The organism is Pseudomonas sp. NFPP07, from assembly GCF_900115645.1.
Classification (GTDB): domain Bacteria; phylum Pseudomonadota; class Gammaproteobacteria; order Pseudomonadales; family Pseudomonadaceae; genus Aquipseudomonas; species Aquipseudomonas chlororaphis.
Genome location: NZ_FOXG01000001.1, coordinates 682,869 through 696,781, shown reverse-complemented (window position 1 = coordinate 696,781; position 13,913 = coordinate 682,869). Strand labels below are relative to the sequence as shown.

11 protein-coding genes are annotated in these 13,913 nt (G+C 65.0%); 4 read left to right on the top strand and 7 right to left on the bottom strand.

Translation table 11 applies throughout. The features are described from left to right. Positions 1-44: 44 nt before the first annotated feature. A complete protein-coding gene (metE, locus tag BM019_RS03295) occupies positions 45-2,357 on the top strand; it encodes a 5-methyltetrahydropteroyltriglutamate--homocysteine S-methyltransferase (protein WP_092417594.1) in 2,313 nt (770 codons plus the stop codon). A 234-nt stretch (positions 2,358-2,591) separates the two neighbouring features. Then, positions 2,592-3,626, top strand: coding sequence for an alpha/beta fold hydrolase (locus BM019_RS03290; RefSeq protein ID WP_092417593.1), 1,035 nt, complete (start codon positions 2,592-2,594; stop codon positions 3,624-3,626). 178 nt (positions 3,627-3,804) lie between these two features. Here the strand turns inward: BM019_RS03290 and BM019_RS03285 are convergent, their stop codons facing one another. Genes BM019_RS03285 through BM019_RS03260 form a run of 6 tightly spaced genes read right to left on the bottom strand, consistent with a single transcriptional unit; the run spans position 3,805 to position 11,106 of the window. Continuing rightward, positions 3,805-5,202 carry a sigma-54-dependent transcriptional regulator gene (locus tag BM019_RS03285; protein WP_092417592.1) on the bottom strand — a complete coding sequence of 466 codons (1,398 nt, stop codon included), beginning with the start codon at positions 5,200-5,202 and terminating at the stop codon, positions 3,805-3,807. Then, positions 5,199-6,983: a sensor histidine kinase gene (locus tag BM019_RS03280; protein ID WP_009045389.1), complete on the bottom strand. Its 1,785-nt coding sequence runs from the start codon at positions 6,981-6,983 to the stop codon at positions 5,199-5,201. Before BM019_RS03280 ends, BM019_RS03285 begins: the two co-directional genes overlap by 4 nt. After that, positions 6,980-8,107, bottom strand: coding sequence for a GNAT family N-acetyltransferase (locus BM019_RS03275; protein WP_092417591.1), 1,128 nt, complete (start codon positions 8,105-8,107; stop codon positions 6,980-6,982). The genes BM019_RS03280 and BM019_RS03275 overlap by 4 nt, the downstream gene beginning before the upstream one ends. Positions 8,108-8,121: 14 nt before the next feature. Beyond that, positions 8,122-9,003 carry an alpha/beta hydrolase gene (locus tag BM019_RS03270; protein WP_009045387.1) on the bottom strand — a complete coding sequence of 294 codons (882 nt, stop codon included), beginning with the start codon at positions 9,001-9,003 and terminating at the stop codon, positions 8,122-8,124. After that, a complete protein-coding gene (locus BM019_RS03265) occupies positions 9,000-10,394 on the bottom strand; it encodes an aspartate aminotransferase family protein (protein ID WP_092417590.1) in 1,395 nt (464 codons plus the stop codon). The genes BM019_RS03270 and BM019_RS03265 overlap by 4 nt, the downstream gene beginning before the upstream one ends. Then, a complete protein-coding gene (locus BM019_RS03260) occupies positions 10,387-11,106 on the bottom strand; it encodes an MtnX-like HAD-IB family phosphatase (RefSeq protein ID WP_009045385.1) in 720 nt (239 codons plus the stop codon). The genes BM019_RS03265 and BM019_RS03260 overlap by 8 nt, the downstream gene beginning before the upstream one ends. Before the next feature lie 230 nt (positions 11,107-11,336). On the opposite strand from BM019_RS03260, the gene BM019_RS03255 reads away from it, so the two are divergent. After that, positions 11,337-12,119, top strand: a complete 783-nt coding sequence (locus tag BM019_RS03255; RefSeq protein WP_009045384.1) for a MipA/OmpV family protein — start codon at positions 11,337-11,339, stop codon at positions 12,117-12,119. Between the two features lie 331 nt (positions 12,120-12,450). Further along, entirely contained in the window at positions 12,451-13,317 is an 867-nt protein-coding gene (locus tag BM019_RS03250) for a fatty acid desaturase family protein (protein ID WP_092417589.1), read from the top strand. A 169-nt stretch (positions 13,318-13,486) separates the two neighbouring features. Here BM019_RS03250 and BM019_RS03245 read toward each other — a convergent pair whose 3' ends face one another. Beyond that, entirely contained in the window at positions 13,487-13,885 is a 399-nt protein-coding gene (locus BM019_RS03245; protein WP_053262460.1) for a DMT family transporter, read from the bottom strand. Positions 13,886-13,913: the final 28 nt, after the last annotated feature.

Below are 13,913 nucleotides of genomic sequence, written 5' to 3'. Positions count from 1 at the left end.
GGCTGTCGACAATAGCGCCATCTTTTACCGGGAGGAACCCACTCATGGCCTTGGCCCACACCCTTGGTTTTCCGCGCATCGGCGCCGACCGCGAATTGAAAAAAGCCCTCGAAGCCTACTGGAAGGGCGACCTCGACCGGCAGGCGCTGCAAGATGTCGGACGCCAACTGCGGGCCCGGCACTGGCAGCTGCAAAAGGACGCCGGCATCGACCTGCTGCCGGTGGGCGACTTCGCCTGGTACGACCAGGTGCTGACTCACTCGCTGACCTTCGGCGTGGTTCCCGAGCGCTTCGCCAGCAGCCAGGACGCCCAGGGCCAGCCGACCCTCGACACCCTGTTCGCCATGGCCCGCGGTGCCTCGGCGGGCTGCTGTGGCGGCGATCACGCCAAGACCCAGTACGCCCAGGAACTGACCAAGTGGTTCGACACCAACTACCACTACCTGGTCCCGGAATTCAGCGCCGACCAGTCGTTCAAGCTGAGCTGGGAGCAGCTGTTCGACGAGGTCGACGAAGCTCACGCCCTGGGGCACCGGGTCAAGCCGGTGATCATCGGCCCGCTGACCTACCTGTGGCTGGGCAAGGCCAAGGGCAACGACTTCAACAAGCTTGAGCTGCTGGAACGCCTGCTGCCGGTCTACGGTGAAATCCTCAACCGCCTCAAGGCCCAGGGCGTGGAGTGGGTGCAGATCGACGAACCGATCCTGACCCTCGACCTGCCGCAGGAATGGAAGAGCGCCTTCGAGCGCGCCTACCACATCCTCCAGTACTCGCCGCTGAAAAAGCTGGTGGCCACCTACTTCAGCGGCCTGCAGGACAACCTCGGGCTGGCCGTCGGCCTGCCGGTGGACGGTCTGCACATCGACGCCGTGCGAGCGCCGGAGCAACTGACCCAGGTGCTCGACCGCCTGCCGACCTACAAGATTCTGTCCGTGGGCCTGGTCAACGGTCGCAACGTCTGGCGTTGCGAGCTGGAGCAGGCGCTGGCGCAGCTGCAAGCGGCGCAGGAACGTTTTGGCGACAACCTGTGGGTCAGCAGTTCCTGCTCCCTGTTGCACAGCCCGGTGGACCTGTCCCGGGAAGACCAGCTGGATGCCGAGCTGAAAAGCTGGCTGGCCTTTGCCGTGCAGAAATGCGGCGAGATCTCGGTGCTGCGTGACGCCCTGAACGATCCCCAGGCCCCGGCGGTGCAAGCGGCCCTGGCCGCAAGCCGCCAGGTGCAGGCCAGCCGCGCGCGGTCGCCACGCATCCACAAGGCCGAGGTCCAGGCGCGGCTCAAGGCGGTCAGCGCCGCCGACAGCCAGCGTCATTCGCCCTTTGCCCAGCGCATTGCCCGGCAGCACGCCCGCTTGAAGCTGCCGGTGTTCCCGACCACCACCATCGGTTCGTTCCCGCAGACCGCCTCGATCCGCCTGGCCCGCCAGGCGTTCAAGCAGGGCAAGCTGTCGAACAACGACTACACCGATGCCATGCGCTGTGAAATCCGCCATGCGGTGCAGGTCCAGGAGCGCCTGGGGCTGGACGTGCTGGTGCACGGCGAGGCCGAGCGCAACGACATGGTCGAGTACTTCGCCGAGCAACTGGACGGCTACCTGTTCACCCGCTTCGGCTGGGTGCAGAGCTACGGTTCGCGCTGCGTGAAACCGGCGGTGATCTACGGCGACCTGAGCCGTCCGCAGGCCATGACCGTTGACTGGATCAGCTACGCCCAGAGCCTGACCGACAAGGTGATGAAGGGCATGCTCACCGGGCCGGTGACCATGCTGATGTGGTCCTTCCCCCGCGAGGACGTGCCGCGTGAAGTGCAGGCGCGGCAACTGGCGCTGGCCCTGCGCGATGAGGTGGTGGACCTGGAAAAGGCCGGGATCAAGATCGTGCAGATCGACGAGGCGGCGTTCCGCGAGGGCCTGCCGCTGCGCCGGGCGGACTGGCAGCCGTACCTGGACTGGGCGGTGGAAGCCTTCCGCCTGACCGCCTCTGGGGTGAGCGACGACACCCAGATCCACACCCACATGTGCTACAGCGAGTTCAACGACGTGATCCAGGCCATCGCGGCCATGGATGCCGACGTGATCACCATCGAGACGTCGCGTTCGGACATGGAGTTGCTGGAGGCTTTCGAAGCCTTCGACTACCCGAACGACATCGGCCCGGGGGTGTATGACATCCACTCGCCGCGGGTGCCGGACACCGCCGAGATGGTCAAGCTGATGAGCAAGGCGGCCCGGCGCATCCCCGCCGAGCGCTTGTGGGTCAACCCCGACTGCGGCCTGAAGACCCGCGCCTGGCCGGAGACCGAAGCGGCCCTGGTCAACATGGTCGCCGCCGCCCGTCAGTTGCGTAACCAGCAGGCCTGAATGCACCCATAGCCCCTGTAGCCGCTGCCGAAGGCTGCGATAAGGCCCGAAGGGCCTTCAGCGAACTCAAGATCGCTACGTCCCTTCGGGCCGATCGCAGCCTTCGGCAGCGGCTACAGGGTTTTATGACCGCTGGGCAATCTTCATCAAACTGTCACGTAACTGTGGCAGCGCGCTCGATCAAAGTTCATCAGACTCGCGCTCTACTGGGCTTCTGCGTTTCGGTGTTTCTTCATGTGGGCAAGATTTTTTTCAACGACTGTTTTCCTGGCTGCGCTGTTGCTCGGCCTGCCGTCTCAGGCGGCGTCTCGCTGTGATGTCAACGTACCGACCCAAAGGGTCGAACTGGAGCAGGTGAGCCTGGCCTACCAGAGCATCGGCCGTGCCTCCGATCCGGCCCTGCTGCTGGTGATGGGCCTGGGCGGGCAGTTGATCCACTGGCCGGACGAAGTGGTCGTTGCCCTGTGCCAGCAGGGTTTTCGGGTGATCCGTTACGACAACCGCGACGTCGGCCTGTCCACCTGGCGCCGGGCGCCGATCAGCGCCAACCTGACGTTCGAGGTGCTGCGCTACAAGCTCGGCCTGCCGGTGGCCGCGCCCTACAGCCTGACCGACATGGCCGACGACGCCCTGGGCCTGATGAATGCCCTGCAGGTCGAGCAGTTCCATGTCCTGGGCGCGAGCATGGGCGGGATGATCGCCCAGCACCTGGCGGCCATGGCGCCGCAACGGGTCGAGAGCCTGACCCTGATCATGACCAGCTCCGGCGCCGAAGGCCTGCCGGCGCCCAATGCGGCGCTGGTGCAACTGTTGTCGCGGCGCGGCGCGCCGAACCGTGAGGTGGCGCTGGAGCAACAGGCCGACCTGCTGGCCGCCCTCGGCAGCCCGAAGGTCACCGACGATCGGCAGGCGCTGCTGCATCAGGCGGCGGAGGCCTATGACCGGGCCTTCAACCCGGAAGGGGTGAAGCGCCAGATCATGGCGATCCTCGCCGAACCGAGCCGGGTGGCCCTGCTCAACCAGCTGCGCGTGCCGACCCTGGTGGTGCATGGCACCGCCGATCCGTTGCTGCCGGTGATGCACGGCGTGCACCTGGCGGCGCATATCCAGGGCAGCCAATTGAAGCTGATTCCGGGCCTGGCCCATCGCTTCCAGGAAGCCTTCAAGGCGCCGTTGCTGGCGGCGGTGCTGCCGTACCTGCAACGTCATCGCGAAGACACTTCGCACTGGGCGCAGATCGATCCGCTGCCTGCGCCGAATCTCCTGTAAGTCGATTCCTGTTGTAGGAGCGAGCTTGCTCGCGATGAACCCACAGGCGCAGCGTTGTTTCAGAGGCACTGCGTCATCGTTGACGACCATCGCGAGCAAGCTGCGCTCCTACAGAAGCGGACGGTGCTCTGGCTTCTGTAGGCGCCAGGCTTGCCAGCGTCGAGCAGATGGGTGCGCTTCAGCGAACGATCTTGTCGACCTGGATCCCGAGCTTTTTCAGGCGATACCAGAAACTGCGTTCGGAAATGCCGATCAGCTGCGCGGCGGCGGCTTGCACGCCGTTGCTCTGTTGCAGGGCGGCGAGGATGTAGGCCTTCTCCACTTCGGCCAGGGCCGCGTCCAGGTCGCTGGGGACGCTGAGGCTGTCGCCGGGCAGGGTGCAGGCCCCGGCGTTCACGGGAGGTGAGCTGAACAAATAACCCGGCAGGTCGCTTTCTTCGATCACCGCCCCCGCGGCGACTATGGTCGCGCGTTCGACGCAGTTCTGCAGTTCGCGGATATTGCCCGGCCAGGCGTAATTGGCCATGGCCTGCAGGGCCTGCGGGCTGAAGCCGGTGATGCGTTTGCCGGCGGTGGCGCCCAGGGTATGGGCGAAGTGCCGGGCCAGGGGCGCGATATCCTCGACCCGCTCGCGCAGGGCGGGCAGGGGGATCGGGAAGACATTGAGGCGGTAATACAGGTCTTCGCGAAACTCCTTGTTGGCCACCGCTTCCAGCAGGTTCTTGTTGGTGGCGGCGATCACCCGCACATCGACCTTGCGCTCGCGCGGGTCGCCCACCGGTTCGATCACCCGCTCCTGCAAGGCGCGCAGGATCTTCGCTTGCAGGGCCAGGGGCATGTCGCCGACCTCATCGAGGAACAGCGTGCCCTTGTCCGCCTGCTGAAAGCGCCCGACCCGGTCGGCCACGGCGCCGGTGAAGGCGCCCTTGCGATGGCCGAACATTTCGCTTTCCAGCAGGCCTTCGGGGATCGCCGCGCAGTTGACCGCGACAAAGGGTTTGTTGGCGCGGTTGCCGTGCTGGTGGATGGCCCGGGCGACCATCTCCTTGCCGGTGCCGCTTTCGCCGGTCAGCAGGATGGTGGCGTTGCTTTCGCGCACCGAGTCCACCGCTTGCAGGACCCGGCGGAAGGTCGGGCTGTCGCCCACCAGGCTGTCGATCTGCCGGTGCTCGTCGAGTTCGGCGCGCATGCGCTGGTTGTCTTTGAGGATGTCGCGAAACTGCAGGGCCTTGCTGACGGTGATGTCCAGCTCGTCGATGTCGAAGGGCTTGGCGATGTAGTCGTAGGCGCCGTTGCGCATCGACTGCACGGCGTTTTTCACCGTGCTGTAGGCGGTCATGACGATCACCGGGATCTGCGGGTAGCGCTGCTTGATCTCGGCCAGCAGCTGCGGGCCGTCCATGCCGGGCATGCGCCAGTCGCTGATCACCAGGTCGATCTCTTCCTGCTCCAGTACCTTGAGCGCGTGCAGGCCGTTGCCGGCGGTGAACACCTGGATGCCGTCCTGGCTCAGCGCCGAGGACAGCAGGTCGCAAAGCTTGGGCTCGTCGTCGACCACCAGCAGGTTATGCGTCATGGCTGGGCCTTTTGCTCGTCTTGATCATCTTCGTCGTCCTCACCTTTGGCCGGAATGTACAGGCTGAAGGTGGCGCCGGCATCTATTTCGCTGCTGCATTCGATGTGCCCGTCATGGTTTTCCATGATCGAGAACACCTTGGCCAGGCCCAGCCCGGTGCCCGAGGCCTTGGTGGTGACGAAGGGGGTGAAGATGCGTTCGAGCATGTCCGGCTCGATGCCCTGGCCGGTGTCGGCGACCCGCAGGATGGTGTGCTCGGCGTCCTGGGCGATGCCCAGGGTCAGGCGCCCGCCGGCGGGCATGGCGTCGATGGCGTTGAGGATCAGGTTCAGGCAGGCCTGCTTGAGCTGGCGGGCGTCGGCGTACAGGGTCGCGCCCGGCGCCTGGTCGTCGATCTGCGCGTCGATCTTGTGGCTGGCCAGTTCCGGCTCGCAGAAGCCGATCAGTTCCTCCACCAGCGGCCGCGCCAGCAGGGTCGAGCGGATCGGCGCGCTGGGTTTGGCGAAGTCGAGGAAGTCGGTGATCAGGTCGTTGATCCGGCTGACTTCGCTGATCACGTATTCCAGGTGGCGCTTGTCGCCCTCGGGCAGGTCCGCCCGGCGGTGCAGCAACTGGGTGGCGGTCTTGATGATGCCCAAAGGGTTGCGGATTTCGTGGGCCAGGCCCATGGCCACTTCGCCCAGGGCGTGCAGGCGGTCGCGGCGGCGCAGCTGGGCTTCCAGGTGCTGCAGTTCGCCCAGGCGTTCGCTCATATGGTTGAAGGTACTGCTCAGCTCCGCCAGTTCGTCGCCGCCAATCACCGGCACGCGTTGTCGGTAGTCGCCGGCGATCACCGCCTGGACCCCCTTGGACAAGCCGCGCAGGGGCATGGTCAGGCGTTTCGATACCAGCCAGCCGACGGCCAGCGACGCCGCCGAGCTGAGCAGGAAGATCAGGATGAACAGGTTGCTCTGGTTGACCAGCCCCACCAGGCTGCTGTGGCGCAGCAGGCCGCTGAAAATCACCCCCACCAGCTCGCCGCTGTCGTTGAAGATCGGCCGGTACAGCCCGCTGTAGCGGCTGGTGAACTGCTCGGTGGGCTGGCGGGTATCGCGCAGGATGTTCTCGATCTTTTCCGGCACCTGGGTCGGGTGGTCCTCGAAGCGCTGGGTGGCGAAGATCTCGGCGAAGTCGTTGGCCTTGGCCAGGTACAGGCGCAGGTCGAGGGAGTGCACGTCGGCCACGCTGGTGAGGAAGCTGGCGTCCAGGTAGGTGGCGATCAGCAGCTGGTAGTCGATGCCGTCGAGGGTGGTCTGGAAGGTCGAGACCACCGCTCCCGTGGCCACGCCGCCGACCTGCAGGGTCTGCAGCACGGCGTTATGGGCCAGGCTGACCTGCCCGACGATATCGTCGGCGGCGGTGCTGAACACCACCTGCTGGTCGCGCTTGCGGATCAGCGCCACCACATCGATGCCCATGGAGTCGGCGATGTCGGCGGTGAGCTTGTCGTGCCTGGCCGCGTTGCGGTCGGTGGGCGGCCTGGCATAACGCAGGAACAGCTGGGCGATGCGCGCGTTGTCGCGCAGGGTCTCGGTGATTTCGTCCTCGACGATCTTGGTCGACTCCTGCAGCCAGATGCGCACGTTGCTGTCGAAGATCTGCGACAGGGTGGTGGCCGCCAGCTCCGCGGCGATCATGGTGGGGATCACGCTGACCATCCAGAACGCCAGCACCAGCTTGCGCTGCAGGCTCCAGCGGGAGATGGCGAAAGGGCGAGGGGCGCGGCGGTCTTTTCTGGTCATGAACTTTCGCTTAGTGCAGCAGCCATGGCGGGGTCGGTGCGATCCGGCCGGAGAACATATTTCAGCCCTTTGAGCAGGGTGTCGAGCAGCGGGTTGCGATGCTGGAAAAACAGGCTGTTGCCGGTGAAGGTACAGCCCAGGCGCAGCTTGCTGGCATAACCGGCCTGGCCGCATTCGTAGAGCGCGATCCGGTGCTGGATACAGTAGTCGACAATGGCCATCCAGCTGCGCAAATACAGGTTGTGCTCACGACTGATATCCAGGTCGTGGGCGAAGAATTTGTCGATCAGCCGGTGCTCGTCCAGCAGCACCAGGTTGAAGGCCACCAGTTGGTCGTCGACCCAGTACAGCACGCAGGCGGCCCGTTCCCCCAACTGCTGGAGGATACCGGTGAAATAGGGCGCGGGTAAGCGTTCGAATTGCAGTTCGCTGCGCCGCAGGGTGGCTTCGTACAGGCGCATGACCTCGGGCAGCACGTCGTCGATGTTGTGTCGCCATTCGGTTCGCAGCCCGGGCGCGCGCAACTTGCGGCGCAGGTCCTTGCGCGTGGACTTGCCCAGGGTGCCGAGGTAGGCATCCAGCGAGCCGAAGGGCACCGGCAGCAGGGCGCTGGGCAGGCTGGGCATGGCTTGCAGGCCGAACGCCTGGCAGCTGGCGGCCCATTGCCGATCCTGGCTGGCGGCATCCTTGACCGCCAGCAGGCCGATGCCCTGGGCGTCGGCGTCGCGCCGGGCCAGGTGCAGCAGTTGCGCCAGCAGGGCCTGGCGGCGCACCGCGGGAATATGGCTGGCGGTGCCGGCGTGGCACTGTTCGGCCACCGGCGAACCGATGGCGTACAGGCGCAGTTGCAGCAGCCCCGGCCACCAGCGTTGCAGGCGTTCGCTCAGGCGCTTGGCCGGGCCCGAGACGGTGGTGTCCAGGCGATAGCAGGTGGTGAAGGCCGGAGCGACGGCCACCAGCTTCGAATCTTCGAACACCGCCAGGTAGCGCCAGTTGAAGCCCTCGATGCCGGCGTTCTGTACCGCCAGGTAATAATCCCAATCTTCCAGGGCGCCGGGAAAACAGTCGTTCCAGGCGCTGCGGTCGATGGCCTGGATGCTCGAAAAGACTTGGCTGGTGATCACGTGCGGTCCTTGAATCAGGCGAACTGGCGCAGGTCGTCGTACGCCACGGGCCGCGGGCCTGCCTGCCTTTCGATGAAGTCCGCGCTCAACTCCACCACCCGGCGGTACTGCAGGTCGACGGTGATCATGTGGTAGCAGTTGTCGAGCAGCACCTTGACCACCGGGCCGCCGAGCTTGCGCTCGACATAGTCGGCGTTCCAGCGGCTGGTGATGTCGTCCTCGATGGAGTGCAGCACCAGGGCCGGGGTGGTGATCGACGGCATGCGTTTTTTCACCACCGCGTTCATCCGGTGCAGTTCGCGCACGGTCACCCCTTCCATGGTCAGCAGGCCGGCACTGCTGCTTTCGCCGGCCTTCATCTGCCGCTCGACCACCGCCCGCAGGCGCTTGTTCTTGATACCGTACGGCGGCTTCTCCTCGAAGCTGCAGATGTGCACGCCGAACGGAATCTTCATCAGCAGCGGGGTGAGGAACGCCAGCTTGTTGATGCTCCAGCCGTCGTACTTGAGGGTGGTCGAATACATCAGCAGGCCGCTGACCTGGCCCGGGTGTTCCGAGGCCAGGTACATGGACATGACGGCGCCCATCGACAGGCCGCCGACGAACACCTGCCGGTGGCGGCGACGGATGCCGACGAAGGTCCGGCGCACGCCCTCGTACCAGTCCTGCCAGCCGGTGGCTTGCAGGTCGGCGTTGTTGCCGCAGTGCCCGGCCAGGGTCGGCACGTACACCGTGCACCCTGCGTTGGCCAGGCCGACGGCCACCCGACGCAGTTCCGTCGGGGTGCCGGTGAGGCCGTGGATCAACAACACCGCGACCTCGCCACTGCCGAGCACGAACCCGGCATCGCCCTGGCCCAGGTCGATGCCTTCGTCCAGATCGATCAGTGCGCTCATCGCTTCATGGCCCGGTCCAGCAGACGGTCGAGCAGGGCGATGCCGAGGTCGATCTCCGCGTAGCTGATTTCCAGCGAGGGGGCCAGGGTGATGACGTTCTTGTAGTAGCCGCCCACATCGAGAATCAGCCCCAGGCGCTGGCCGTTGATTTCGATGTCGCCCTTCATGCCTTCCTCGACCATGTAGTCCAGGGTCGCCTTGTCCGGGGTGAAACCGTCGGTGGCGCAGATCTCGCAGCGCAGCGCCAGGCCCAGGCCGTCGACGTCGCCGATGATCGGGTAGCGCTTCTGCAGGTCTTGCAATCCGGCCAGGAAGTACTTGCCCTTGTCCATGACCATCGCGCCGTAGTCGATCTCGCTGGTCATCTTGAACATCTCCAGGCCCACCGCGGTACCCAGCGGGTTGGAGGCGAAGGTCGAGTGGGTCGAACCCGGCGGGAACACCTTGGGGTTGATCAGCTCTTCGCGGGCCCAGATGCCGCCCAGGGGGTTGAGGCCGTTGGTCAGGGCCTTGCCGAAGACGATCACGTCCGGCTTGACGTCGAAGTGCTCGATCGACCACAGCTTGCCGGTGCGGTAGAAGCCCATCTGGATCTCGTCGACCACCATCAGGATGCCGTGCTGGTCGAGCACGTGCTTGAGCTCGCTGTAGAAGTTCATCGGCGGGATCACGTAGCCGCCGGTGCCCTGGATCGGCTCGACGTAGAAGGCGGCGTATTCGCTCTGGCCGACTTTCGGGTCCCACACGCCGTTGTATTCGGTCTCGAACAGCCGGGCGAACTGCTGCACGCAGTGGCTGCCGTACTCTTCCTTGGTCATGCCCTTGGGGCCGCGGAAGTGGTAGGGGAAGGGAATGAAATTGGCGCGCTCGCCGAAGTGGCCGTAGCGGCGACGGTAGCGGTAGCTGGAGGTGATCGACGAAGCGCCGAGGGTACGGCCGTGGTAGCCGCCTTCGAAGGCGAACATCAGGCTCTTGCCGTTGGTGGCGTTACGCACGACTTTCAGCGAGTCCTCGATGGACTGCGAGCCGCCGACGTTGAAGTGCACGCGGCCGTCGAGGCCGAATTTCTTCTTGGCATCGACCGCGATCATTTCCGAGAGCTCGATCTTGCCCTTGTGCAGGTACTGGCTGGCGATCTGCGGCAGGCTGTCGATCTGTTGCTTGAGGGCGTTGTTCAGGCGTGGGTTGGCATAGCCGAAGTTCACCGCCGAGTACCACATCTGCAGGTCGAGGTAGGCCTGGTCGCTGGTGTCCCAGACGTAGGAGCCTTCGCAGCGGCTGAAGATCCGTGGCGGTTCGATGTAATGGACGGTGTCGCCGTAGGAGCAGTACTTGGCTTCTTTTTCCAGAAGCACCTGGTCTTCGGCGGTCGCGATACGAATGTCAGACATGGTGGAAGAGTTCCTGAGTGGGTACGCAATGTTCGGTGGTGTTGTCGAGGGTGAAGGTGCCGGCGTTGGCCGCTTCGTTGGGCAACAGCGCCAGCAGTGCCGGCAGTTCGGCGAAGGAGTCGAAGGTCGCGTGGGGAATGGCGTGGCGTTGGCAGTACTCGGCCAGGCGGCCCTTGGCGAACACGAAGTCGGCGCTGGCGGCCACGCACATGTCAGACTGGCCGTCGCCGATCACCAGCACCCGCTTGCCCTTGGGCGTGGATTTGCATTTGCAGTTGCCGGACGCGGCGCGGCAGGCGTCGCTGGAATGCGGGAAGTCGATGCGCCAGCTGTGCTGGTCGACCTGGCGCAGACGGTTGGCGAGGATCGGCAGCAGGCTCACGTAGTGGCGCGCGAGGATGCGCGCGATGCCTTGCTCGATGCCGTCGCTGACCACTTCCAGGGACGCGCCCAGGCCGATCACATGATCGACGAAGTCGGGGAAGTCGGGATCGATCTCGACGCTGTCGAAGTAGGCCAGCAATTCGGCGGGCGAGGCCTTGACCAGCGCCAGTTGGCGGCTGAGGCATTCCCGGGAGCCGATATGGCCGTCCAGCCATTGTTGCTCGATGTCTTCCCAGCTCGGGTCGGCGAAGCGTTGGAGGACGTTGTCGATCACGTCGGTGCGGGTGATGGTCCCGTCGAAGTCACACACGATATGCCAGTGCATCATCTGCAGTTACCTGTTGTAGAGGAGCGCACTTTGCGCATGCCAGGCACTGGAGCAGGGACTGTGCCAAGTGGCTCAAGCCCAGGCAGGCCGGGCTTTGCGCGGGAACAAGGCGTTGGATGGGCGGGTTGGAGCTACAAATTTTGTAGCTCGCTACAAACAACATCAGTGCTTGCGGGGAAGGGGCGCGGTGGTGATTGATGCGCGCATCTTCACTTAAGGAACCCCGCGCCATGTTCAGCTTCACACGCTCCGCCCTGCTCGCCGCCGTGCTGTCTCTGGGGGCTGTCTGCGGGGCTTTCGCCGAGGACGGAGGCCAGGATGGATTGAGCGGCGCGCTGGGCCTGGGCATCGGTTACCAGCCCCATGACCCCAGCGGCAGCCGGCATGACACCGTGCCCTTGCCCTATGTCGATCTGGAGTGGGGCGATGTCAGCCTCGACACCGACGACGGTCTGACCTGGGACGCCTTCAAGGCCAAGGGTTTCAGCGCCGGGCCCTATATCAACTACCTGCCGGGCCGCAACGCCAACGGCTCGCTGCGCGGCCTGCGGGACGTGCCGAACATGGCCGATGTCGGCGGCTACATCCAGTACGCGCCGGACGACTTCTGGCGCCTGTTCGCCTCCCTCGGCAGCGCGGTGGCCGCGGGCGAGGGCCAGGGCGGCCTGCTGGGCAAGGTCGGCGGCGAAATCGGTTATCCCCTTGGCCTGGGGATTATCGGCAGCAGCAACCTCACCGCGCATTTCGCCGACGCCCGGCAGACCCAGACCTTCTTTGGCATCAGCGACGCCGAAGCCCAGGCCACGGGCATCGGCCGCTACAGCGCCGGCGGCGGTTTGCAGAACCTGACCCTGACCCAGAACCTGCAGGTGCCCCTGGGCGGCAACTGGTCGTGGATGAGCAGCGCCAGCTGGATTCACCTGACGGGTTCGGCGGCCGACAGCACCCTGGTGCGCGAGCGCGGCGAAGTGAACCAGGGCCAGGTCCAGACCGCCCTCAGCTACCAGTTCTGAGGTCGGCCAAGGCCTTATCGCCGGGCTTGCGGGGCGTTCTCCAGGCCATCATCGCGGGCCAGCCTCGCCCCTACAAAAGCGGGGCTGAACAGCTCTGCCGGCATGCGCTGTTTCTGTAGGAGCGAGCTTGCTCGCGATGCAGGCGTAGCCTGCCTTTTGTGCTGTATTTCTCTCCGGTTATCTGGATGATCTCGGGGGTTTTCGCGAGCAAGCTCGCTCCTACAGGGAGAGCCTGCGTCATTGCTGTCGCGAACCGTTTCGTTATTACGTCTGAGAAATTGGTCCACCCTTTGCACTGGCAGCCATGAACCCATTTTTCAGGAAGTTCTTCATGGCTCGTCCCGCTTATCGCCTGCTTGCCCATTCGCTGTGGGACCTTGTCCCGATCCTGATGGCCCTGGCGCATTTTTCCTTCGTCCTGTGGCTGGTGCTGGCTTTTCACAGCCTGTCCTGGTGGGTGATCCTGCCAGCGGCGTCGTTGTATGCGCTCAGCCTGTCGTGGAGCATCAACAGCATTTCCCACAACCAGATCCACAACGCCTATTTCAGCCTGCCGTGGCTGAACCGCGGCTTCGATCTGCTGCTGTCGGTGACCATCGGTTTTTCCCAGACCCTGTACCGCGATATCCACAACCGCCATCACCGTGGCAACTCGGATCGGCCCGGCCCGGACGGCACCACGGTCGACCCGCTGTCGATCTACCTGCATGGCCGCAACGGCCAGCCGGACAGTGTCTGGGCCTACACCTTCCTGAGTTTTTTCCGCGACGACCCCAAGGCCATCTACCAGGAAATGCAGCGCAAGCGCCCGGCGGACGCGCGTTGGGTCAAGGTGGAAATCGGCGTGACGGTATTGGCCTACGTGGCGCTGGCGCTATACGACTGGCATGCGCTGCTGGTGCTGCTGCCGTTCTGGTACCTGGGACAGTCGCTGTCCTCGCTCAACGGCTACTACGAGCACCTGGGCGGCAACCCGGACCTGCCGATCGCCTGGGGCGTGAGTAGCTACAGCCGGCTCTACAACCTGATCTGGATGAACAACGGCTACCACGCCGAACACCACTACCGGCCGAAGATGCACTGGACCCGGGTCAAGGCCTTCCACCGGGAGATCCGCGAGCAGCAGCGGGCGGCGGGGGTGAAGGTGATTCCGCTGGCCCATGGCCTGGGCTTTCTGCTGAAACATCCCAAGCGCTGAGGCCCGCGTACCTGTAGCCGCTGCCGCAGGCTGCGATCGACCGGTACGGTCGTGACGTTCTGAAGACCGCGAAAGGTTCTGCGGGAGATTGGGAACCAAGGCCCTGCGGGCCTTATCGCAGCCTCGCGGGCTCGGCAGCGGCTACAGGGGCGTTATGCGCCCCCATATCCTAGGCCTCCTCGCCCTCGGCCAGCAGGGCGATCCCGCTGACTATCACCAGCACGCCGACCCAGTGCAGCAGGCTGATCTGCTCGCCCAGGCCCAGCCAGGAGCCGAGCAACACCACCACGAACACCAGCGAACTCAGGGGGAAGGCCAGGGACAGGCTGCTGCGCCGCAGGATCAGCATCCACACGAAGAACGCGCCAATGTAGCAGGCAATCGCCAGCAGCACCCCCGGGTTGACCGCCACCGCGGCCAGCCATTGCAGGTTGAAATCCATCTGGCCCAGTTGGTCGCCGCCGACCTTGGTGGCGATCTGGCCGGCGCTTTCGAAGCCGATCAGCAGGGCCCAGAGCACCAGGGTGCCGAGGCGCCCGTGGAGCCAGCCGTGAGTCTGTGCAGTCATGAAATCTTTCCTTGTGAAGCGTTGAAGG

What these genes read in the sequence shown, in the direction of transcription:
- metE (WP_092417594.1), top strand. Translation starts at nt 45, where the DNA reads ATGGCCTTGGCCCACACCCTTGGTTTTCCGCGCATCGGCGCCGACCGC.
- BM019_RS03290 (WP_092417593.1), top strand. Translation starts at nt 2,592, where the DNA reads ATGTGGGCAAGATTTTTTTCAACGACTGTTTTCCTGGCTGCGCTGTTG.
- BM019_RS03285 (WP_092417592.1), bottom strand. Translation starts at nt 5,202, where the DNA reads ATGACGCATAACCTGCTGGTGGTCGACGACGAGCCCAAGCTTTGCGAC.
- BM019_RS03280 (WP_009045389.1), bottom strand. Translation starts at nt 6,983, where the DNA reads ATGACCAGAAAAGACCGCCGCGCCCCTCGCCCTTTCGCCATCTCCCGC.
- BM019_RS03270 (WP_009045387.1), bottom strand. Translation starts at nt 9,003, where the DNA reads ATGAGCGCACTGATCGATCTGGACGAAGGCATCGACCTGGGCCAGGGC.
- BM019_RS03265 (WP_092417590.1), bottom strand. Translation starts at nt 10,394, where the DNA reads ATGTCTGACATTCGTATCGCGACCGCCGAAGACCAGGTGCTTCTGGAA.
- BM019_RS03260 (WP_009045385.1), bottom strand. Translation starts at nt 11,106, where the DNA reads ATGATGCACTGGCATATCGTGTGTGACTTCGACGGGACCATCACCCGC.
- BM019_RS03255 (WP_009045384.1), top strand. Translation starts at nt 11,337, where the DNA reads ATGTTCAGCTTCACACGCTCCGCCCTGCTCGCCGCCGTGCTGTCTCTG.
- BM019_RS03250 (WP_092417589.1), top strand. Translation starts at nt 12,451, where the DNA reads ATGGCTCGTCCCGCTTATCGCCTGCTTGCCCATTCGCTGTGGGACCTT.
- BM019_RS03245 (WP_053262460.1), bottom strand. Translation starts at nt 13,885, where the DNA reads ATGACTGCACAGACTCACGGCTGGCTCCACGGGCGCCTCGGCACCCTG.